Consider the following 22,153-nt stretch of genomic DNA (forward strand, 5'->3'; position numbering starts at 1 on the left):
AAGCACGATAAAACCCCGAAAGTGATGCGAGGAGCGGCGGGCGGCATGCGCGAGGTGGTACGCACCAACGACATCGTGCTGATTTCCGCCATCGCCGCGCTGCTGGAAGCCGCCGATATCGGCCACATGGTCGCCGACAGCCACATCAGCGCGCTGGAAGGCTCCATCGGCGTGCTGCCGCGCCGCATCCTGGTTCTGGAGGAGGACGAGATCCGCACGCGCCGCCTGCTCACGGAGGCGGGCTTTGCGGATGTCCTGCGCCGGGATGATTGAAGGCCCCCTGCCCTTCGAGACGACGCGGGATGCCCTGCTGGGGGGCCGGCTGATGCTGACCCAGCCGAGGACCGGCCACCGCGCCGGGCATGATGCGCTGCTGCTCGCGGCCCTCGCCCCCGCGCAGGCCCGCCGCATCGTCGATCTCGGCGCGGGGGTCGGCACGGCGGGCCTTGCGGTGCTTGCCCGCCTTCCCGAGGCGAGCGCGCATCTCGTGGAACTCGATCCCGCGACGGCGGCCCTCGCCCGGCAGAATGCGGCTGGCAACGGCATGTCGGACCGCTGCGCGATCGTGGAGGCCGATGTGCGGACGCTGGGCAAGCCGGCGGGGCCGGCCGAGCCCGCCGCGCAGGCCGCCGATCTCGTGATCGCCAACCCGCCGTTCAATGCGCGGGCCGCCCACCAGACCTCTCCCCACGCCCGCCGCGCCACCGCCCATATGGCGGATGGCGACACCCTGATGGACTGGGTGCTCGCCGCCTATCGCTGCCTGAAGCCGGGCGGGCAGGTCGGCCTCATCCTGCGACCGGCCGATCTTGCCACGCTGCTCGACGCCCTCGCCGGGCGCTTCGGCGCGGCGGAGCTGCTGCCCGTCCATGCCCGCGCCGACGCACCGGCGGTGCGGCTGCTCGTGCGGGCCGTGAAAGGCCGCCGCACGCCCCCCGCCATCCGCCCCGGCCTCATCCTCGCCGAGGCCGACGGGCGCACGACCGTCACCGCCGATGCGGTGCTGCGGGGAGAGGCCGGCCTTATCCCCTGAGCAGGTGCGCATCCCGGTCGCATGGTTAACAAACGCCCTTACGTCAGGCGGCGATGCCTTTTATGATCCGCAGCATTCGTCTTCGTCTGCGCCGGGTTTTGGGAGGCGTGCATCATGTTCAGGGCTGGCGTTTTCAAATGGGTGGCCGTCTGCGGTCTCGGGGTCGCGCTCGGCGTTTCGCCTCTCGCACACAGGACAGCCCATGCCGGCTCCGGCCGCACGGTGCTCGGAATCGCCGCCGGCGCGCTGGTGGGTGCGGCCGTGCTCGGCGCCATGAGCCAGGCCCAGGCGGCCCGGCCGCCCGCCGCGCCCCCGAAGAAGCCCAAGACCGCCGCGTCCAAGAGCACCTCCTCGAAGACCGCGAGCCAGCAGGGCCCGGTAACCAACGTGGCGAACACGAACCAGGACCCGTTCGCGGGCGGCCCGGCCGCCGCCGGATCGGTGCCCGTCGCCGATAAGCCTTGACCGCATGCTGCCGGGGGCCGTCGTGAAAGTGCTGAGCCGCGTCGCCGGAGCCCTTGCGCTCGTGTCCCTGCTCGCGGGTCTGCCGAAGGCCGCGCGCGCGGAACCCGCCCTCTCCATGGACGAGGTGATCGGCAGGACGCGCGGCTGGACCATCGGCCTCAGCACCGGCATGGGGGGCTGCATGGCCACCGCCACCTACGAGGACCGCACCACGGTCTGGATGGGATTCGGCGGCGGCAGCAACAAGGCCTTCTTCGCCCTCTCGAACCCGAAGTGGCGCTCGCTCACCGCCGGCAATCGCTACGAACTGCAACTGCTGGCCCGCGGCGAGGGCCGCTGGCGGGGCCGCTTCACCGGCGTGGAACTGGACAAGGAGATGGGCCTGCTGGCGCAGGATCTCGTCACCGGCTTCGTCATCGACATCGCGCGGGCCGGCGCGCTCGATGTGGTCTATGACCGCAAGATCATCGCCCAGCTCTCCCTTTCCGGCTCCATGGCAGCCATCGATGCGCTGGTGGACTGCCAGAAGAGCGTCATCGCGAGCCTGCGCACCGAGCCGAAGGCTGGTGACGGCGCCCGCACCAAGGCGCGGGGCGAGGGGCCGCAATCGGAAGGCGGCAAGAGTTCCGGCACCGGCTTCTTCGTCTCGGAACGCGGCCATCTGCTCACCAACAATCATGTGGTGAACGGCTGCAAGAAGGTGACCGTGACGCCGGTGGGCGAGGTGGCCGTGCCCGCACAGGTGGTGGCCCGCGATCCCAACAATGATCTCGCTCTGCTCAAGGCCGATCTCACGCCGAAGGATGTGCCGGCCCTCAACACCCGCGTGCGGGTGGGAGACGGCGTGTCCGTCTATGGCTTTCCGCTCTCCGGCCTTCTCGCCAGCAACGGCAATTTCACCATCGGGAATGTGACGGCCACGGCCGGCCTCGCCGACGACACCCGCATGGTCCAGATTTCCGCGCCGGTGCAGCCCGGCAATAGCGGCGGGCCGGTGATCGACCAGAAGGGCAATATCGTCGGCGTCGTCGTCTCCAAGCTCGATGCCCTGGGGGTCGCCTCGGCCATCAAGGATGTGCCGCAGAACGTCAATTTCGCCATCAAGAGCTCCATCGCCCAGAACTTCCTCGACACCAATGGCATCGAGAGCAAGGCGAAGCTGAAGGACGCGACGCTGGAACCGGCGGCCGTCGCCGACGTGGCCAAGGGCTTCACGGTCCGCATCGAGTGCGAATAGGGCCGGTCCGCTGCTTCCCCGCCCCGCCCGTCTTCCCTCGGCGGGGGGCAGTCACTACCTTCCCTTTATGTCGGATGATCTGATCGCAGCCGCAAAGCGGCGTTTCACGGACCTCCTGCCGCAGAGCTGGCGGCGGGATCTCACCCTGGTGCCGGTGGTGCGCCTCTCAGGCGCCATCGGCATGAACTCGCCCTTCCGCCAGAGCCTCACGCTCGCCGCCACAGCGCGCCTGCTGGACCGGGCCTTCGCGGTGAAGCGGGCACCGGCGGTGGCCCTCGTCATCAATTCGCCGGGCGGTTCGCCCGTGCAGTCGAACCTCATCTTCAAGCGCATCCGGGCGCTGGCCGAGGAGAAGAACAAGCGCGTCTTCGCCTTCGTGGAGGATGTGGCGGCCTCCGGCGGCTACATGCTCGCCTGCGCGGCGGACGAGATCTATGCCGATCCCTCTTCCATCGTCGGTTCCATCGGCGTCGTCTCGGCGGGCTTCGGCTTCAACGACATGCTTTCGCGCATCGGCGTGGAGCGGCGCGTCCACACCGCCGGGACCCGCAAGGTGATGCTCGACCCCTTCCAGCCCGAGCGGGCAGAGGATGTGGACCGCCTGCTCGCCATCCAGCGGGAGGTCCATGCCTCCTTCCGCGATCTCGTGCGCAGCCGGCGCGGGGCGCTGCTGAAAGGCGAGGAGGACGATCTCTTCTCCGGCGAGTTCTGGGTGGGCGCACAGGCGCTCCCCATGGGCCTTATCGACGGACTGGGAGATCTGCGCAGCGTGCTGCGGGAGCGTTTCGGCACCGATGTGCGCACGCCGCTCATCGCCCCGTCCGGCAACTGGTTCACCCGCCGGGCCAACGGCATCGGCGCGCAGATCGGTCTCGACGGCGGGATCGGTGCCGGCTTCGCGCAGGGCCTTGCGGATGTGGCCGAAGAGCGGGCGCTCTGGGCGCGCTACGGACTTTGAGCCGCAGGGGCCAGCAACGGACGCGGACCGGCGGAATGCGTTAGGATGAGGCGTCCCCGTTGCGGGGACATCGCGAGGGAGACGGAACGTGCCGCCATTTCTTCTGGCCGCGCTCGGCGCCATCGGAGCGGCCGCGCTGACCAAGTTCATCGCCACCGAAAACCGGCGGGTGAACGACATCCTAGAGAAACAGAAGGAGGCCGGTGCGGCCGAGCCCGAGCCGACGCCGCTGGAGCGCGATCCGGCGACCGGAACCTACCGCCCCCGGAGCACGTCCGAAGGTCAGAAGGCGTCCTGAGCCGCGCTCAGTCGTTGGCGGGCGCGCGGGCGACCGCACCCGCGAGGGGCGCGCCGCCCGACATGGGGGCCACCGCCGCCTGCGCCGCCGCCACCCGGCGCTCGGCCTTGTTGCGGCGAGCTTCGCTCTGGATGGAATAGAGACCGGCCGCGACCACCAGAATGGCGCCGACACTGGCCCAGATGTCCGGATAATTGCCGAACACGACAATGCCGACCGCAAGGGCGGCGGGCACCAGCACGTAGCGCAGCGGCGAGATGACCACCACCGGCGCATTGCGGAAGGCATAGATCAGCAGCAGGTTGCCGACGGCGAAGGCCGTTCCGGCCCCACACACCAGCGCCAGCATCTTCACCGTGGGGGCCGACCAGACTTCCCAGCCGGAGAAGGACAGGCCGACGAAGCCCAGCATGACCGCGCTCGCCAGGGCGATCACCGCACCGGGCACCACCGCGTTGATGTTGCGGGTGAGGATGTCGCGCAGCGAGCCGCACAGCGCGGCGATCAGCGGCAGGATGGCCATGGCATCGAAAGCGGACGGCTCCGGTCGCGTCACGATGACGGCGCCGCTGAAGCCCACGATAATGGCGCACCAGCGCTTCAGCCCCACCTTCTCGCCCAGCAGCGGCACGCAGAGCGCCGTCGTGATGAGCGGGGCGGCCATGTAGATGGTGGTGGCGGAGGCGAGCGGGAGAACCGTGAGGCCGATCACATAAGAGAAGGTCGTCACCGCGTCGAGGCCGGAGCGCACGAAGATGCGGCGGTCCGCCAGATGGCGGGCGAAACGCAGTTCGCCCTTCCAGGCGATGAGCGCCGTCAGGAGCGCCGCTGCGAAGATCGAGCGGATGGCAATGACTTCACCGACCGGGAAGTCCACCACCGCGATCTTGAGCAGGGTGTCGTTGGTGATGAAGCAGCCCATCGCGGCGATCATCGCCACGATCCCGCGCATGGCAGACGCGGGGTTCATGGGGCACACCCGAAACAGGGCTCATCCGCAAGCCGATACGCCGACGCACTCACGACACCCTCGTTCCGGGGCAATTTCCTCTACGAAACGATTAGCTTATTTGACGTGAGGTCGCCGTTGCGCATTTCACCGGGCTCGGAGGCAAGCCCGGCGCCCGCCGCATGGCGCCGCCTCCCCTTCGCCCCAATCCAGAACGGTTCCTAACCGCCGGTGGTACTCATGTGGCGGGAGACCGCCGGCTGGCGGGTCTGGCGGTCAATGACGAAGTCATGGCCCTTGGGCTTGCGGAAGATGGCCGCATCGATCGCCGCCTGGAGCACGCCGTCATCGGCGCTCGCCCGGAGCGGAGCGCGCAGGTCGGCCGCATCGTCTTGGCCGAGGCACATATAGAGCGTGCCCGTGCAGGTGACGCGCACGCGGTTGCAGCCCTCGCAGAAATTGTGGGTCATCGGCGTGATGAAGCCGAGCCGGCCGCCGGTCTCCTTCACCGAGACATAGCGGGCGGGGCCGCCGGTGCGGTAGTCGATGTCGGTGAGGGTGTAGCGGGCCGCGAGATCCTCGCGCACCTTGGAGAGCGGTAGATATTGGTCCACCCGCTCCGCGCCCACCTCGCCGAGCGGCATCACCTCGATGAGCGACAGATCGTGCCCCTCCCCGTGCGCCCATTCCATGAGGCTCGGGATTTCATGCTCGTTGACGTCCTTCAGCGCCACCGCATTGAGCTTCACATGGATGCCCGCGCGCTGGGCCGCCTTCACGCCCTCCAGCACCTTGGCGAGATCACCCCAGCGGGTGATGGCGCGGAACTTGTCCGGGTCCAGCGTATCGATGGAGACGTTGATGCGCTTCACGCCGCAGGCGGCGAGATCACCGGCGAAGCGGGCGAGCTGCGAGCCGTTGGTGGTGAGGGTGAGTTCTTCGAGCCGCCCGGTCTCGAGATGGCGGGAGAGCGAGCGGAACAGGGTCATCACGTCGCGCCGCACCAGGGGCTCGCCGCCGGTGAGGCGCAGCTTGCGCACGCCACGGACGACAAATGCGGAGCACAGGCGATCGAGTTCCTCCAGCGTCAGCAGGTCGGGCTTCGGCAGGAAGGTCATGTGCTCGGACATGCAATAGACACAGCGGAAATCGCACCGGTCCGTCACCGAGACACGCAGATAGCTCACGGCACGGCCGAAGGTGTCCACCAGCGGACCAAGGGCCGTTGCGGAACCGCCGCTGCGATCGCCAAGATCGCGGGTCACAAACGCCACGCCTGCCTCCTCACACCCTGACAGCTCCCTGCCGGCCGGTCTGGCGCCGGCTCGGGCATCTCCCTTATATCGTATGCAAGGTGCCGTTTGGTAGGCCGGCGGTTGCAATGACCCGGCGAACGGGCAACCTGCCGGCACGGAGTTCATGCATGACCGATACGCCTTCGCCCGAAACCGCTGGAACCGCCGCAGAAGCCTCGACCTGGCCCAGCGAAATCCGGCTTTCGCCCGACAAGAGCGCCCTCACCGTGACCTTCGAGGACGGCGCCCGCTTCACGCTGGCGGCCGAATATCTGCGGGTGGAGAGCCCCTCCGCCGAGGTCCAGGGCCACGCGCCACACCAGAAAGTGACCGTGCCGGGCAAGCGGGGCGTGAAGATCAAGGAGCTTCACCCGGTAGGCACCTACGCCATCCGGCCGGTGTTCGACGACGGCCACTCCACCGGCATCTATGCCTGGCCGGTCCTGCGCACCATGGGTGAAGAGCAGGAAGAACGCTTCGGCGCCTATCTGAAGGCGCTGGAAGAACAGGGCCTCTCCCGGGACTGAGGGGCGGCAAAGCCCTCCCCCCTAAGCGGGAGGGTTTCCCGTTGAGGCTCGCGGGCGAGATCGGGAGCAACGACTGAGGGCAAGCCCCTCAGGAGAGGCCGCCGATCACCCCGTCCGCGTCCACGAAGATGTGCTCGGCCGCGGGAACAGACGGCAGGCCCGGCATGGTCATGACATCGCCGGTGAGCGCCACCACGAAGCCAGCTCCGGCCGACAGGCGCACCTCGCGGACCGGGATCGTGTGACCGGTCGGCGCGTTGCGCAGCTTGGGATCGGCGGAGAAGCTGTATTGGGTCTTGGCCATGCACACTGGCAGATCGCCGAAGCCGGCGGCCTCCAGTTCCGTGAGGCGGCGGGCGGCGTCCGGGCTCAGGGCCACGTCGCCGGCACGGTAAATCTCGCGGGCGATGGTCTCGATCTTTCCGGCCAGCGGCATCGCATCGGGATAGAGGGTGCGGAACTGGCTCGGCCGCGCCGCCAGCATCTTCACCTCTTCGGCCAGCGCCTCGGCGCCCGCGCCGCCCTCGGCCCAGTGGCTGCACACATGCACGTTCACGCCGAGGTCCGCGAGCACGCCGCGTACGGCATCCACTTCGGCCGGCGTGTCGGAGAGGAAGCGGTTCAGCGCCACCACGACGGGGATGCCGAACTTCTGCATGTTCTCCACGTGCCGGCGCAGGTTCGCAGCACCGAGGACCACCGCACCGGCATCCTCCTTCACCAGATCCTTGAGGCCGACGCCGCCGTGCATCTTCAGTGCCCGGACGGTCGCGACCACCACGGACGCCGCCGGGGCAAGACCGGCCTGCCGGCACTTGATGTCGAGGAACTTCTCGGCGCCCAGATCGGCACCGAAGCCGGCTTCCGTCACCACATAGTCCGCCAGGCGCAGGGCGCTGCGGGTGGCGATCACCGAATTGCAGCCGTGGGCGATGTTGGCGAAGGGGCCACCGTGCACGAAGGCCGGCGTGTGCTCCATGGTCTGCACGAGGTTCGGCTGGAAGGCATCGCGCAGCAGCGCCACCATGGAGCCGATGCCCTTCAGCGCCTCGGCCCGGACAATGCCCTTGGCGCGGGTCTGCGCCACCACCATCTGCGAGAGCCGGTCCTCCAGCTCCTCCAGCGACTTGGCGAGGCAGAAGATGGCCATCACCTCGCTCGCCACCGTGATGTCGAACCCGTCCTCGCGCGGGAAGCCGTTCGCGGGGCCGCCAAGGCCCACCACGATGGAGCGGAGCGCACGGTCGTTGAGGTCCACCACCCGCTTCCAGGCGATGCGGCGGGTGTCGATGTCGAGGGCGTTGCCCCAGTAGATGTGGTTGTCGATGAGCGCGGAGAGCAGGTTGTGCGCCGCGCCGATGGCGTGCAGGTCGCCGGTGAAGTGCAGGTTGATGTCCTGCATGGGCACGATCTGCGCCCGTCCGCCGCCGGTGGCACCGCCCTTGGCACCGAAGCAGGGGCCGAGCGAGGGCTCGCGCAGGCACACGGCGGTCTTGGCGCCGATGCGGTTGAGCGCGTCACCGAGGCCGATGGTGGTGGTGGTCTTGCCCTCGCCCGCCGGCGTGGGGCTGATGGCCGTGACGAGGATGAGCTTGCCCGTGGGGCGGTCCTCGATCTCGCGGATGAAATCGAGCGACAGCTTCGCCTTGTGCGGCCCGTAGCGATAGAGCGCGTCCGCCGGGATGCCGAGCCGCGCGCCCACCGCCTCGATGGGCTCGGGCGTCACGGTCGCTGCGATGGCGGCATCGCTCATGGGATCGATATGGCGGGCCGTCGTGTGCATGCGGGGTCCTCGATGGCGGAAACGGACAGAGGGCTCGGTCATGGGCGCGCGCCGCCCGGAGGCGGGACACTGGACCGGTTGAAGTGCGCCTTCAGCCTCTAGCGCGCCGCGCCTAGACGCCGCAAGCGGTCAAGCTCCTCTTCGGTGGTTGAGCGGGCGAAGGCATAGCTGCCATTCACCACCTCGGCCACGGGCTCGACGTGCCCGTCCGCCGCCACCTCGCCCACGCTCAGGCCGGCCTCCGCAGCCAGCACACCGAAGAAGCGTTCGAAGGCATGGGCCAGCGTGCCATCCTTGAGGCCCATGTCCGTATCGAAGAGGTCCAGCAGTTCCGACGCCCCCCGAAGCGGGGCGAAGATCCCCAGCCGGGCGACGAACATGGTGCCGGCCACATAAGGCGAGGTGAGCGGCGCTCCGGTGCCCAGCTCTGCCGCAAGGCGCCGCATCCAGGCCGCATTCCCTGCGCTGCCCGCATAAAGCGCGCCGTCCAGCACATGGCCCGCCGCACCCAGCAGGCCCATCTGCGGATGGGCCTCGAACACCGGCGCCAGCCGCTCGGAGCGTGCGAGGTTCAGCAGCGGCCCGGAAAGGCGCTCCAACCAGTCGCTGCCCTCCTTGCCCTGATGCGGGCTGCGCTTGGTGTGAACCTTCAACACGAGATCGTAGCCCTCGGCCTCCAGTTCCGGCAGCAGGCTGAGGAAGGGGCGCACGTCCCGCCCCCGGTTTTCCACCACCCGCAGCCGGGCAGTGGGGGCCACGCGGGCCAGCACCGCACGCACCGCCTCGGCCTTCTCGGGCGGCGTGGTGACGAAGAGATGGGCGGGATCGAGCCCGGCAATCAGGCCCGGCAGCAGATCCTCGTAATAGCCATGGACCACGCTCGCCAGTGAGCCGGTCCGCACGGGGCGCGGCGTGACGGGGGCCGCCGCCGGACGGCGCGCGCCGATAGCGCCGGCATAGGGCGCGCACGTGCTCGCGGTGGCGCGCAGCAGCGCATGGCCATAGCGCGCATCTGGCAGGAGATGCGATCCATTCAGCCAGTCGTTCCAGGCATTGATGAACACCAGGCTGGCGCCGGCCACCGGCCGGGCCCGGGCGATGGCGAGCACCTCGGTCAGCCACCGGGCATAATCGTCACCAAGGTCGGGCGAGACCATGATGCGGGCCTTAGCGCCTTGCCCGGGCGTGCTGTCATGCCCAGCGCAGATGCCGGGAAAGAGCGGCACCGTCGCCTGCCGCGCCCGATGCTGGGCGAGGTCCGCGACGAACATGAATTCGTCCACCGGGCCGGCGAAGGCCCGCGATACGCTCTCGATGCGGCGGGGCGTCGGAAGCGGGGCCAGATCGCGCGGCGGGATTTGCACGGCAGCGGAGAAGCCGGCGCTGAGATCCGCGTTCGTGGCAAAGGGCTCCACCAGAAACAGCGGTCCACCGAGCCGCGCGGCAGCCGCCGCCTGCCACTGGTCGACACCCCCGCCGGAAGCGCCCAGCATCGGGCGGCCGTCAATCCGGAGCGCGCGCGGGTCGGCGAGGGCATCGAGCACATCGGCCCGCACGGCCGGCAGCGGCCCCTCGAAGAAGATCGCGATGCCGATGGCCAGGTCCGGTGTGGCAAGGATCGCCCGGAGCGCCGCGGGGAGTTCCCCGTCGGGACGCAGCCAGAAGCAGAAGGTATCGATGCCATGGGCCGTGGCGAGCGCCACCTCCTCCTCGACCGAGGCCGACAGGGGAAGAAGCGGCAGAACCGGCTGGACATGGCGGACGAACTGCGGACGCGCCGCTTCGATGCGGGCGGCGGTGTCGGGCGGCAGGTCGCGGTAGAAAGCGACGATCCTCAGGCCATCGGCCTTGGGCGGAACGACCGGGGGGGCCGGCGGGCGCCAGGCGGGATCGCGCTTGCCCGCGGCGCGGCGGCGCATCTCCTTGGCGGCAGCGGCTTCGCGCTTGTGCTCGACGACAAAGGGAAAGAGCGCGAAACAGGCATCGCTGGCGCCGTATCGCAGGCGCCGGATGAAATCTCGTAAGGCCATGGCACCCGTCGGACTGTCCAGCCCGTCCTTGCCGGATCGGCGGCGGGATGACAAGCCCGCTGCGGTGCGAGGTTACTCCGCGGAGCTTTCCAGCGTCACGGCGCTGGAGGTGTCCGGCTTGGGCTTGCGGCGGGAGGCGACGCGCGGCCGCTCGGCGCCTTCGCGCACGAACTCGCACCACATGGTATCGACGCCGGCGAGCGTCCCCCGGAAGGTGGTCTCGCTGGTCTTCACGACGGTGAAGCACGGCTCGAAGGTCATGCCTTCGACGAAGCCGCAGACATTCTCGCCGCGCACGCGCAGCGTGTTGGGCGGCAGGCGCACATAGCGCGCGATGCCCTGCGAGCGGAGGGTGAGCGTGCCGGCCACCGACCCATCGGGAAACACCCGGCCAGCCCCGGTCGTGCCCTCGAAGCAGGTGAATGCGAAGCTGCGGCCGACCACGAAGGCCTTGGCCTGCTCCGGAGAAAGGCTCTGTGCCGATGCCGTACCCGCACCTGCGAAGACGAATGCGGCGGCGGCGAGAAGGATGCTGCGCATGGCCCTGTTTTAAATCGCCGATGGTTAACAGAACGATGCACCGCACACGGGGGAAGCTGTCAAGCGGCCGTTCCCCCGCACCGTACCCTGGCCCGGCGCAGAGCGGCGTTTCCCGCCGCCCTGTGCCCCGAACGCAACCTCAGGCCGCGCGAATCAGCGAGCGGTTCACCGGCCGCTCCTTGATGGGCAGGTTGATGACGGCGGAAGCGAAGGACAGGGCCACCGAGAGCCACCAGACGATGGAATAAGAGCCCGTCGCCTCATAGATGGCGCCGCCCAGCCACACGCCGAGGAAGCCGCCCACCTGGTGGGAGAAGAAGGCGAAGCCGTAGAGCATCGCCATGTAACGCGTGCCGAACATCAGCATCACGAGCCCGGACGTCGGCGGCACGGTGGAGAGCCAGAGCACGCCGATGGCGGCGCCGAACAGCATGCAGGAGAGTGGGGTGATCGGCAGCAGCACGAAGACGGCGATGGCGACGCCGCGGGCGAAGTAGATCCAGGCCAGCAGCCACTTGCGGGAGAAGCGCGTGGAGAGGGCGCCGGCCGCCAGCGAGCCCATCATGTTGAACAGGCCGATCAGCGCCAGCGTGGTCGCGCCCACCGCCGGGCTGATGCCCTTGTCCACGAGGAAGGCCGGCATGTGCACGGTGACGAACGCGAGCTGGAACCCGCAGGTGAAGAAACCAAGCACCAGCATGATATAGCTGGGATGGCGGAAAGCCTCGCCGAGTGCCCCGGCGATGGTCTGCCCCGGCAGGTCTGTGGCACGCGGGGCCGAGGCGGCGTTGCCGCGGGTGGCCAGCGCCAGCGAGAGCGGCATCACCAGCAGCATGACCCCGCCGAAGACGATGAGCGTCTCCTGCCAGCCCACGGAGGAGATGAGGCCGGCGGCGAGCGGGGGGAACAGGAACTGGCCGAAGGAGCCGGCGGCGGTGCCCGCGCCGAAGCCCATGGAGCGCCAGCGCTCGGGCAACAGCTTGCCGAAGGCCGCAAGCACCAGATTGAAGGAACAGGCGGACAGGCCGAAGCCAACGAGCACGCCGGCGCTCAGATGCAGCAGGGCGGGCGTGCTCGCATAGGCCATGAGCACGAGGCCCGCCGCATAGAGCACGGCACCGCCGCACAGCACGCGGACCGTGCCGAAGCGGTCGGCAATCGCCCCGGCGAAGGGCGAGCCCACACCCCAGAGAAGGTTCTGGATGGCGATGGCGAGGCCGAACACGTCGCGGCCCCAGCCATAGTCCTTGGACATGGGCAGGAGGAAGAAGCCGGCGGCGGAGCGCGGCCCGAAGGTCAGCATGGCGATGAGACAGCCGGCCGCGACCACAAGGCCCGCAGGAACCAGAGTGCGGACGGGTTGGGGGGCTGTCTCAGGCATCGCAATGTCCGGCTGGGGCCGCGAAGGGCGGCGGATCGCCCCTTATACCCCAGCGGCAGGCCGTGAATAATCAATAATAATCAAGCCGGACATGACGGGCGCTCATGAACGCAATCGCGCCCCGTCCGTAGACGGGGCGCGACCGGATGCGTCGGAGAGGACGTGGGCGGCGCCTGCGGCGCCTTGGCATCAGCCGCGCTGCGGGCCCCGCTCCGGACCGCGATGCTCGCCCTTCGGACCGTGCGGCATGTCCTGCCGGAGCAGGATCTGCAGACGGTGCTTCTGGCCCTCGTCCAGCGTCTTGTAGAGCGGGTCGGCGGCGTCGGCGATCTTCTGCAGATCGGCGGCGCGGGCGCTCATGGCGGAGGCGGCGAAGCGCAGGCGGGCGATCTCGTCGGGCTTCTGGCCGCTTTCGCGCTGCTTGCGCCACTCGGCCATGCGGGCCTGACGGTCCTTCGCCACGTCGCGAAGCGTCGTCTCAAGGGTCGGCCAGAGCTTCTCCTGATCCGGCGTGAGCTTCAGCCCTGCCTTCAGCGCCGCGATCCGCGCATCGGTCAGCGCCGCCTGATCGGCCGGGGTCGGGTGCCAGCGCTCGGCCTTCTCGGCCGGCTGCGCCGCAGTGGCGGGCGCCGGGGCCGGAGACTGGGCGGTGGAGCTGGCGGCGAAGCTCGCGGCCGTGCCGGCAATGAGAGCGGCGGCGGTGGCAGCGATAATCGTCTTCTTCATGGAACGTCCTCCTTCAAGGATGTTCCAACGATGCCCGAGACCTTTGCGGGCCTCAACTTAAACTTCCGTAATGTTCAGTATAACCCAGACGAGGCGATTAATACATATTCAGGAACATTAAATTTAGGAAATATTGGTAGGGTTTGCGCGGTTTCTGAAACACGATCATTTCAGCCGATCAGGCGGCGCTGATCCCGGAGGGCAACATCTGTTTCGCCCTTCGCATAGCCCCTGCTTTCCATGTCGCAGACCCAGGCGCCGGGGCCGCCGGAGATGCGATACAGGTTGTAGCGTCCCGCACCCCGTCCATCCTCCGGACCCGCCGAGGCGGAGGGAACGCCCACCACCGGGATCGGCGGGGCGACACCCTCGATATGGCCGAGCGAGGCCCGGTGATCGTGCCCGTGCAAGACCAGCTCCGCGCCCGCCTCGGTGAGGGCAGCGCGCACCGCCGGCGCATCGCGCAGGTCACGATGGGAGTGGCGCTCGCCCACCGGCGGGTGATGAATGAGAACGACGCGAAACAGCCCCTCCGCCTTCAACTGGCGCAGAAGGGCACGCAGCCGTTCCAGTTGCGCCTTGCCGGCCTTGCCGCTGGCGAGGAAAACGGCGGTGGGAATGGCGGTCGAGACGCCGACGATGGCGATGGGGCCGCGCCGCCGCACATAGGGGAAGGCCTCGGTGTCGACAGGCGTGCCGGGATGGGTTTCGTCGCCGGCAAGAAACGGCGCCCAGCGCTCCAGATGATAGGTCATGGCGGAGCGGACATAGGCATCGTGATTGCCCGGGATCACGCTCACCTTGTCCGGGGTGCCAAGCGAGGCGAGGAAGGTGGCGCCGGTGTCGAATTCCGCCGGCAGGCTCACGTTCACCAGATCGCCCGTGACGGCGATATGGTCGGGCGCCTGCGCGGCCAGATCCGCCATCAGCGGCGCCAGCGTGGACGCCCCGAAATTGCGCCGCCGCGCGCCGATCCAGTTCATCATGCCGAAGAAGCGCTTGCCGAGCAGTTCCGAGAGCCGCGCCTCCGGAATGGGGCCGAGGTGCGGATCGGACAGATGGGCAAGAACGAACATGCGGCGGGATCCTTCTGACGGCGCAGCCTCTTTAGAGCACGGACCGGACAGATTGAAACGCAATCTGCCGGGGCGGTCCGTCCGGGCTCATGGCCTGCAACGCCGCAGGTCGCGATCCGGACCCATTGCAGCCCCGATTGGCGGAGACACTCCGCCGCAGCCGGCCATCTGCCCCTACGTCACATGGGATGGAATGACCGCTTGACCCCACACGGCGGCCTGCCCCATCCATGGAGCACCGCCGCCGCCCAGAGCCTGCCCGGCCTCGGTCCTCAGGAGCCCGACGCATTGTCTTCGTTCGCCCTCGCCCCTCGTGCGTGTTCCGCCTCCGGCCCCGCTCTGTCCCGTCGCATCGCCCGTCTGGCAGGGATCGCCGTTCTGGCCGCCCTGCCGCTGCTCGGCGCCGTGACGGACGCGGGCGCCACCGGCGTCAGCGTGCGCGGCACTGACATTCTCCTGGACGGCAAGCCCTTCGTGCCGAACGGCTCCTCGGGCCAGAGCCGGCTCGGCCTGCTCAAGGGCACGGGCGCGAACGTGATCCGCACTTATGGCGAGGAGCCGGGCGAGATTCTCGACGCCGCCCAGCGGGCCGGCCTCAAGGTCATCGTCGGCTTCTGGATGGAGCATCCGCGCCGGGGCTTCGATTACGCCAATCGCACCGCCGTGGAGGCGCAGCTCGCCAACCTCCAGAAGATGGTGGAGCGCTATCGCACCCATCCGGCCCTGCTCATGTGGGGCATCGGCAATGAGGTGGAGACCGAGCTCTCGCCGGCACAGGCGGAGGCCGTCTGGCCCGCCATCGAGCAGGCGGCCAAGCTCGTGAAGGTGCTGGACCCGGACCATCCGGTGATGTCCGTGGTGGCCGATACCGGCGGCGAGAAGGTCGCGGCGCTGAAGCGCGCGGCTCCCTCCGTGGACGTGCTCGGCATCAATGCCTATGGCGACAGCCTCCTGACCATCATTCCCCGCGCCCGCGCACAAGGCTGGACCGGCCCCATCGTGGTGACGGAGATGGGCGCCCTCGGCCAGTGGGAGGCGCCCAAGACACCGTGGGGGGCGCCCATCGAGCCCACCAGCACCGAGAAGGCCGACCGGATGCAGCGCTATCTGACGGCGCTGAAGGCCCAGAAGGTGGGCGCCCTGCCCTTCTACTGGGGCCAGAAGCAGGAAGTGACCCCCACCTGGCACAGCCTCTTCCTGCCCACCGGCGAATATACCGAGACCGTGCAGGTGATGGCGCAGGACTTCGGCGGCGCCATGCCCGATGCCGCCAACCGGGCCCCCCGCATCTTCTCGCTGAAGCTTCAGGGGCCGGCGAGCGCGGAGGCGCGCACCGGCATCAGCGCCACCCTCGCGGCAACCGATCCCGACGGCGATCCGCTGAAGGTGGAATGGCAGGTGATGGGAGAGACGCCGGTGCGGGGAGTCGGCGGCGATGCGGAGCCGGTGCCGGCGACCTTCAAGGAAGCGATCCACGACGCCTCGCCGACGGGAGTGAAGGTCTATGGGCTCGAGCCCGGCCGCTACCGCCTCTTCGTCACCGTGCGCGACGGACGCGGTGCCGCCGCCACCGGAAACCTCCCCTTCGAGATCCGCTGAGAGCAAGGCCTTTGCCGAAGCTGTTCGGACCAGAGCGTCATCCCGCGAACGGCTCTTAATCTGCGGCGGGAATCCCGCTACAGCCTGAGTGATGAACAGGTCCCTCGGGACTGGGGTGGCCCCGATGCCGCGCGCTTGCGCGCGACCGGTTGGGTGCATGCGTGGCGGAGTGCCGGCGGAATGCCGAAGATCCATAAGATGATGGCCGGCGAAGCCATGGTGGGCGACGGCAATGAGGTCGCCCATATCGACCTCGTGATCGGCCCGCGCGGCTCGTCGGCGGAGACCGCCTTCGTAACGGCGCTTACCAACAACAAGGATGGCTTCACCACCCTGCTCGCGGTGCTGGAGCCGAACGTGCTGGCCAAGCCCAACACCGTCCTGTTCAACAAGGTGGTGCTGAAGGGCGCCCGTCAGGCCGCCCAGATGTTCGGCCCCGCCCAGTATGCGGTGGCGCGGGCTGTGGTGGATTCGGTGGCCGAAGGCATCATCCCGCAGGAGGAGGCGGACGACCTCTTCATCGCCGTCGGCGTCTTCATCCATTGGCAGGCGCAGGACGACGCGCGCATCCAGGCCTTCAACTATGCCGCCACCAAGCTGGCGCTGGCCCGCGCGGTCGCCGGCCAGCCCACCGTCGCCGAGGTGCTGGAAAAGGCGAAGAGCCTGCCGCCCTTCGAACTCTGAAACGGGGTCGGCTGCGGGCCGCGCCCTACTGCGTATCCCCCATGCGGGGATGGCCGGCGGGGATGGAGGCGAGCAGCCCCACCAGTTCCGCCTGCCGGGTGAGGCCCACCTTCGCCAGCGCCGCCTTCAGTTGCGAGCGCACCGTCTCGCGTGACACGCCCAGCGTCTCCGCGATGGTTTCCACGGTCGCGCCGGCGGCGATCTTGTGCGCGACGCGCGCCTCGGCGGGCGTGAGATCGAAGAGCGAAACGAGCAGGTCCGCGGGCAGCACCGGCCGCGCCACCACGGGCGTGGCCAGAACCATGGCCGTGCAGGCGGAGAACACATCCCGCGCGGCGCCCCTTACCGGCATGACGTGCAGCACATAAGCCCCGCGCTCGCCCTGCGCGGGCAAGGCGATGGCGCGGCCGAGCCCATGGCCGCCCTCGATCTCAGCCAGCGTCAGCGCCAGCTCCGCCTGCGCCCGCGCGTTGGCAAGCACCAGCTCGGCGCTGCACTCCCGCACCGGCTGAGGCTGGAGCTGGAGGAAGAGGCCATTGGCATGCTCCACCCGTCCGCCCGGCCGCAGCAGCGCCGCGGGCACCCCGACCATCTGCAAGGCACTGGAGGCCGCCTGCGTGCGCTCCAGCGCAAGGTGCGAGGAAATCATCGCCGCCCGCGCAATGTGCGGGTGAAGCTGGTTGAGGTGCCGGACGAAGGGCGTCTCCACCGGCCCCCGGCCCCGGCGGCGCTCCACATTGATGAAGACGGTGCGCTCGTGCGGCAGTCGCATCAGCGAGGACGCGCCCCAGCCGAGGCCACGCGGGTGGAGCCAGTCCGCATAGACCGGCTCGCGGTCGATCTCCTCGCGGCGAAACAGGTCGAGGTCGCAGACGAAGCCGCCGCGCCCGCTCGCTTCCAGCCGTGCGTTGAAAGTGTCGCGCTCCAGCCAGCCCCGCGAAATGAAGAGGTCCACCTCCTCCGCGAAGGCCTCGGAGGCAATCCAGCGGCCGTCGGGCGTGAACAGGCACGCGCCGACCCCGTCGATGCTGCGGGAAATCGACCCGAGCACCCCCGGCCAGAATTCGGGAATTGCCGCCGCCTCGTAGATCCGCCCTACAAGCGCGACAGCTTCCTCGCGCAGCATCACCACCGGCATTGCCCCCAGTGCGGCGGGCCGCCCAGCGAGCCCGCACGTCACTATGGAAGCACGCGCGGAAAATCCCAAGCGGCGGCGGAAACCCGGCCTAAAAAAAACAGGCCGCCCTGGGGGGCGGCCTGTCGTTTCAGAGGTCTTGCGACGGGATCACTCGGCGGCGTCGGCCGAGCCTTCCACCATCGAGGGCTCCTCGCTCTCGCCACGGGTGGCGAGAATGAGGTCGTCGCGGGAGTTGGCGGTGACACGCAGCTTGTTCATCTGCGCGCCGGTGCCGGCCGGGATCAGGCGGCCCACGATGACGTTCTCCTTGAGACCGTCGAGCGGATCGACCTTGCCGTTGACCGCCGCCTCGGTGAGGACGCGGGTGGTCTCCTGGAACGAGGCCGCCGAGAAGAACGACCGCGTCTGAAGGCTCGCCTTGGTGATGCCGAGCAGAACGGGATGACCGGTCGCGGGCTTGAGACCCTGCTCCTTCATCCGCTCGTTGGCTTCCGCCAGCTCGATGCGGTCCACCTGCTCGCCGTCGAGGAACTCGGTGTCCCCGGCGTCGTCCAGTTCCACCTTCTGGAGCATGTTCCGGACAATCACTTCGATGTGCTTGTCGTTGATGTTCACGCCCTGAAGCCGGTAGACCTCCTGGATTTCGTTCACGAGGAAGGCCGCGAGCTCTTCCACGCCCTTGATCGCCAGGATGTCGTGCGGGGCCGGGTTGCCGTCCACCAGGAAGTCGCCCTTCTCCACGACGTCGCCGTCCTGCAGATGGATGTGCTTGCCCTTGGGGATCAGGTACTCGACCGCATCACCACCTTCCGTCGGCTCGATGGTGAGCCGGCGCTTGTTCTTGTAGTCGCGGCCGAAGCGCACCGTGCCGGAGATTTCCGCGATGATCGCGGCATCCTTCGGACGGCGGGCCTCGAACAGCTCCGCCACGCGCGGCAGACCGCCCGTGATGTCGCGGGTCTTGGCGCTCTCCATCGGCACGCGGGCGACGACGTCACCCGCCTTGATGGTCTGGCCGGGATCCACCGAGATGATGGCCTCCACGGGCAGCGTGTAGCGGGCATCGCCGCCACGCGGGAGCTTCGAGACCTTGCCGTCCTTGCCCTTCAGCACGATGGCCGGACGCAGGTCGGCGCCGCGGACGCTGCGGCTGTCGGTGACGACGCGCTTGGCGATGCCGGTCGCCTCGTCGACCGCCTCGCTCATGGACTGGCCTTCCACCAGGTCCTCGAAGCCGACGGTGCCGTCCACTTCGGTGAGGATCGGGCGGGTGTAGGGGTCCCACTCCGCGATGCGCTGGCCGCGCTTGACCGTATCGCCCTCGTCCACCTTCAGACGCGAGCCATACTGGATGCGGTGCACCGCACGCTCGGTGCCGTCATGGTCCACGACCACGATGGCGAGGTTGCGCGCCATGACCACGAGGTCGCCTTCCGAGTTCCGCGCCACGTTGCGGTTGCGGACGCGGACGGTGCCCTCGAAGTTGGTCTCCACGAAGGAGCTATCCGCGAGCTGCGCGGCGCCGCCGATGTGGAAGGTACGCATGGTGAGCTGGGTGCCCGGCTCGCCAATGGACTGCGCCGCGATGACGCCGACCGCTTCGCCCATGTTGACGGGCGTGCCACGGGCGAGGTCGCGCCCGTAGCAGGTGCCGCACACGCCGTTGCGGGTCTCGCAGGTCAGCACCGACCGGATCTTGATCTCCTGGATGCCGGACTTGTTGATCCGCTCGATGTGGTGCTCCTCGATCATCGTCCCCTTCGGCACGATGATGTCGCCGGTCGCCGGCTCGACCACGTCTTCCACGGCCGTGCGGCCGAGAACACGCGAGGCGAGCGAAGCCACCACCTGCCCCGAGTCGATGATGGCGCGCATGTGGATGCCATTATTCGAGCCGCAGTCGCGCTCGTTGATAATGGAGTCCTGCGCCACGTCGACGAGACGACGGGTGAGGTAACCGGAGTTCGCCGTCTTCAGCGCGGTGTCGGCGAGACCCTTACGGGCACCGTGGGTGGAGTTGAAGTACTCCATCACGGTCAGGCCTTCCTTGAAGTTCGAGATGATCGGGCTCTCGATGATCTCGCCGGAGGGCTTCGCCATGAGGCCGCGCATGCCGGCCAGCTGCTTCATCTGGGCCGGCGAACCACGCGCCCCCGAGTGGGACATCATGTAGATCGAGTTAATCTGCTTCTCGCGGCCGGTCTCGGGATCCTTCTTGACCGCCGAGATCTCCTTCATCATCTCGTCGGCGATGCGATCGGTGCACTTGCCCCACGCATCGACGACCTTGTTGTACTTCTCGCCCTGGGTGATCAGGCCGTCGTTGTACTGCTGCTCGTATTCCTTCGTGAGGGTGCGGGTCTCCTCGACGAGCTGCCACTTCTTCGCCGGGACGACCATGTCGTCCTTGCCGAAGGAAATGCCGGCGCGGAACGCATTGTAGAAGCCGAGCGACATCAGACGGTCGCAGAAGATCACGCTCTCCTTCTGCCCGCAGTGGCGGTAGACCGTATCGATCATGTTGGAGATTTCCTTCTTCGTCATCAGCTTGTTGACGACGTCGAAGGGAACCTTGTGGTGCTTGGGCAGCAGCTCGCCGATCTTCATGCGACCGGGAGTGGTCTCATAGATCTTCGAGTAGCGCTTGCCGTCCGCATCCACGCCGATGTAGCGCCCGCGGATCTTGGTGTGGAGCGTAATGGCCTTCGCCGCGATGGCGTGGTCGATCTCGCCCATGTCGGCGAACATCATGCCCTCGCCGGGCTCCTTCTCACGCATGAGCGAGAGATAGTAGAGGCCCAGCACGATATCCTGCGACGGCACGATGATCGGCGCGCCGTTCGCGGGGTGCAGGATGTTGTTCGTGGACATCATGAGCACGCGCGCTTCCAGCTGGGCTTCCAGCGAGAGCGGAACGTGCACGGCCATCTGGTCGCCGTCGAAGTCCGCGTTGAAGGCGGAGCAGACGAGCGGGTGCAGCTGGATGGCCTTGCCCTCGATAAGGACCGGCTCGAACGCCTGGATGCCGAGGCGGTGCAGCGTCGGGGCGCGGTTCAGCATCACCGGATGTTCGCGGATCACCTCGTCGAGGATATCCCAAACCTCCGGACGCTCCTTCTCCACCAGCTTCTTCGCCTGCTTCACGGTCGCGGAGTGACCCTTGGCGTCGAGGCGGGCGTAGATGAAGGGCTTGAACAGCTCCAGCGCCATCTTCTTCGGCAGGCCGCACTGGTGGAGCTTCAGCTCCGGACCCACCACGATGACCGAGCGGCCGGAATAGTCCACGCGCTTGCCGAGCAGGTTCTGGCGGAACCGGCCCTGCTTGCCCTTCAGCATGTCGGCGAGCGACTTCAGCGGGCGCTTGTTGGCGCCCGTGATGACGCGGCCGCGGCGGCCGTTGTCGAACAGCGCATCCACCGCCTCCTGAAGCATGCGCTTCTCGTTGCGGATGATGATGTCCGGCGCCCGCAGCTCGATGAGGCGCTTCAGGCGGTTATTACGGTTGATGACGCGGCGGTACAGGTCGTTCAGGTCGGACGTCGCGAACCGGCCGCCGTCCAGCGGGACGAGCGGGCGCAGGTCCGGCGGGATGACCGGAACGTGGGTGAGGATCATCCACTCCGGCTTGTTGCCGGAGGCCTGGAACGCCTCGACGATCTTGAGACGCTTGGCGAGCTTCTTGGGCTTCAGCTCGGTGGTCGAGTTGGCGATCTCGACGCGGATGTCCGCGGCGAGCTTCTCGAGGTCCATGGAGCGCAGCAGCTCGCGGATGGCCTCGGCGCCGATCATCGCCGTGAAGCTGTCCTCGCCATACTCGTCCTGGGCGCGCAGATAGTCGTCCTCGGAGAGCAGCTGGCGGTACTTCAGCGGGGTGAGGCCCGGCTCCGTGACCACGAAATACTCGAAGTACAGGATACGCTCGAGGTCCTTGAGCGTCATGTCGAGCAGCAGGCCGATGCGGCTCGGCAGGGACTTCAGGAACCAGATGTGCGCGACGGGGGCCGCGAGCTCGATGTGGCCCATGCGCTCGCGGCGCACGCGCGACAGCGTGACTTCGACGCCGCACTTCTCGCAGATGATGCCCTTGTACTTCATGCGCTTGTACTTGCCGCACAAGCACTCGTAGTCCTTGATGGGGCCGAAGATACGCGCACAGAAGAGACCGTCACGCTCGGGCTTGAACGTGCGGTAGTTGATGGTCTCCGGCTTCTTGATCTCGCCGTATGACCACGACGAAATCTTCTCCGGGCTCGCGATCGAGATCTTGATCTGATCGAACGTGGGCGCCGGAGTGGTCGGATTGAAGAGATTCATCACCTCTTGATTCATCGCCGTCTCCTTCGGCTCGGCCGGTCAGCCCCCTGCCGCCTGGGGGCCTCGGCCGAAAAGTCCAATGTTCACCGGCAAAGGCGCGGGATCACCCCGCGCCTCGCA

At 68.3% G+C, this 22,153-nt stretch carries 19 protein-coding genes; 9 read left to right on the forward strand and 10 right to left on the reverse strand.

What is annotated here, in order from left to right; translation table 11 throughout:
- Positions 1 to 45 precede the first annotated feature (45 nt).
- From DFO45_RS18180 to DFO45_RS18205, 6 genes are all read left to right on the forward strand, one after another.
- Positions 46 to 273, forward strand: coding sequence for a DUF2007 domain-containing protein (locus tag DFO45_RS18180; RefSeq protein ID WP_012169437.1), 228 nt, complete (start codon positions 46 to 48; stop codon positions 271 to 273).
- Complete coding sequence (locus DFO45_RS18185) at positions 266 to 1,033, forward strand: methyltransferase (protein ID WP_208299825.1); 768 nt, start codon at positions 266 to 268, stop codon at positions 1,031 to 1,033. Before DFO45_RS18180 ends, DFO45_RS18185 begins: the two co-directional genes overlap by 8 nt.
- Before the next feature lie 114 nt (positions 1,034 to 1,147).
- Positions 1,148 to 1,498 carry a hypothetical protein gene (locus DFO45_RS18190; RefSeq protein WP_012169435.1) on the forward strand — a complete coding sequence of 117 codons (351 nt, stop codon included), beginning with the start codon at positions 1,148 to 1,150 and terminating at the stop codon, positions 1,496 to 1,498.
- Between the two features lie 22 nt (positions 1,499 to 1,520).
- A complete protein-coding gene (locus DFO45_RS18195) occupies positions 1,521 to 2,735 on the forward strand; it encodes a serine protease (protein ID WP_245518164.1) in 1,215 nt (404 codons plus the stop codon).
- A 67-nt stretch (positions 2,736 to 2,802) separates the two neighbouring features.
- Positions 2,803 to 3,693, forward strand: a complete 891-nt coding sequence (locus DFO45_RS18200) for a S49 family peptidase (protein ID WP_012169433.1) — start codon at positions 2,803 to 2,805, stop codon at positions 3,691 to 3,693.
- 88 nt (positions 3,694 to 3,781) lie between these two features.
- Positions 3,782 to 3,991, forward strand: a complete 210-nt coding sequence (locus DFO45_RS18205; RefSeq protein ID WP_133865976.1) for a hypothetical protein — start codon at positions 3,782 to 3,784, stop codon at positions 3,989 to 3,991.
- Positions 3,992 to 3,998: 7 nt separating this feature from the next.
- Here the strand turns inward: DFO45_RS18205 and DFO45_RS18210 are convergent, their stop codons facing one another.
- On the reverse strand, positions 3,999 to 4,961 hold the full coding sequence (locus DFO45_RS18210) for a DMT family transporter (RefSeq protein WP_081433899.1): 963 nt from the start codon (positions 4,959 to 4,961) through the stop codon (positions 3,999 to 4,001).
- 200 nt (positions 4,962 to 5,161) lie between these two features.
- Positions 5,162 to 6,214: a GTP 3',8-cyclase MoaA gene (gene moaA / locus DFO45_RS18215; RefSeq protein ID WP_208299826.1), complete on the reverse strand. Its 1,053-nt coding sequence runs from the start codon at positions 6,212 to 6,214 to the stop codon at positions 5,162 to 5,164.
- 149 nt (positions 6,215 to 6,363) lie between these two features.
- Between moaA and DFO45_RS18220 the strand changes: the two genes are divergently transcribed.
- Positions 6,364 to 6,762 carry a DUF971 domain-containing protein gene (locus tag DFO45_RS18220; protein WP_133865977.1) on the forward strand — a complete coding sequence of 133 codons (399 nt, stop codon included), beginning with the start codon at positions 6,364 to 6,366 and terminating at the stop codon, positions 6,760 to 6,762.
- 88 nt (positions 6,763 to 6,850) lie between these two features.
- On the opposite strand, the gene DFO45_RS18225 is transcribed toward DFO45_RS18220, so the two are convergent.
- From DFO45_RS18225 to DFO45_RS18250, 6 genes are all read right to left on the reverse strand, one after another.
- Positions 6,851 to 8,545 carry a formate--tetrahydrofolate ligase gene (locus DFO45_RS18225; RefSeq protein ID WP_043878896.1) on the reverse strand — a complete coding sequence of 565 codons (1,695 nt, stop codon included), beginning with the start codon at positions 8,543 to 8,545 and terminating at the stop codon, positions 6,851 to 6,853.
- A 98-nt stretch (positions 8,546 to 8,643) separates the two neighbouring features.
- Positions 8,644 to 10,575 carry a glycoside hydrolase family 99-like domain-containing protein gene (locus tag DFO45_RS18230; protein WP_133865978.1) on the reverse strand — a complete coding sequence of 644 codons (1,932 nt, stop codon included), beginning with the start codon at positions 10,573 to 10,575 and terminating at the stop codon, positions 8,644 to 8,646.
- Positions 10,576 to 10,647: 72 nt separating this feature from the next.
- Positions 10,648 to 11,115: a hypothetical protein gene (locus DFO45_RS18235; RefSeq protein ID WP_012169426.1), complete on the reverse strand. Its 468-nt coding sequence runs from the start codon at positions 11,113 to 11,115 to the stop codon at positions 10,648 to 10,650.
- A 139-nt stretch (positions 11,116 to 11,254) separates the two neighbouring features.
- Positions 11,255 to 12,496 (reverse strand): MFS transporter, encoded by a 1,242-nt coding sequence (locus DFO45_RS18240; protein WP_012169425.1) that lies wholly within the window; start codon positions 12,494 to 12,496, stop codon positions 11,255 to 11,257.
- Between the two features lie 189 nt (positions 12,497 to 12,685).
- Entirely contained in the window at positions 12,686 to 13,222 is a 537-nt protein-coding gene (locus DFO45_RS18245; RefSeq protein ID WP_133865979.1) for a Spy/CpxP family protein refolding chaperone, read from the reverse strand.
- A 170-nt stretch (positions 13,223 to 13,392) separates the two neighbouring features.
- On the reverse strand, positions 13,393 to 14,298 hold the full coding sequence (locus tag DFO45_RS18250; protein WP_133865980.1) for a metallophosphoesterase: 906 nt from the start codon (positions 14,296 to 14,298) through the stop codon (positions 13,393 to 13,395).
- Between the two features lie 201 nt (positions 14,299 to 14,499).
- Between DFO45_RS18250 and DFO45_RS18255 the strand changes: the two genes are divergently transcribed.
- Both DFO45_RS18255 and fae read left to right on the forward strand, forming a co-directional pair.
- Positions 14,500 to 15,897, forward strand: a complete 1,398-nt coding sequence (locus tag DFO45_RS18255; protein ID WP_245518165.1) for a glycoside hydrolase family 2 TIM barrel-domain containing protein — start codon at positions 14,500 to 14,502, stop codon at positions 15,895 to 15,897.
- A gap of 180 nt (positions 15,898 to 16,077) precedes the next feature.
- Positions 16,078 to 16,581: a formaldehyde-activating enzyme gene (gene fae, locus DFO45_RS18260; protein WP_043878893.1), complete on the forward strand. Its 504-nt coding sequence runs from the start codon at positions 16,078 to 16,080 to the stop codon at positions 16,579 to 16,581.
- Between the two features lie 25 nt (positions 16,582 to 16,606).
- Here fae and DFO45_RS18265 read toward each other — a convergent pair whose 3' ends face one another.
- Together DFO45_RS18265 and rpoC are read right to left on the reverse strand one after the other, a co-directional pair.
- Positions 16,607 to 17,719 carry a helix-turn-helix transcriptional regulator gene (locus DFO45_RS18265; RefSeq protein ID WP_133865982.1) on the reverse strand — a complete coding sequence of 371 codons (1,113 nt, stop codon included), beginning with the start codon at positions 17,717 to 17,719 and terminating at the stop codon, positions 16,607 to 16,609.
- A gap of 147 nt (positions 17,720 to 17,866) precedes the next feature.
- Positions 17,867 to 22,048 (reverse strand): DNA-directed RNA polymerase subunit beta', encoded by a 4,182-nt coding sequence (rpoC, locus tag DFO45_RS18270; protein WP_012169419.1) that lies wholly within the window; start codon positions 22,046 to 22,048, stop codon positions 17,867 to 17,869.
- Between the last annotated feature and the right edge of the window lie 105 nt (positions 22,049 to 22,153).

The sequence above is a fragment of the Azorhizobium sp. AG788 genome (assembly GCF_004364705.1).
GTDB lineage: Bacteria > Pseudomonadota > Alphaproteobacteria > Rhizobiales > Xanthobacteraceae > Azorhizobium > Azorhizobium caulinodans.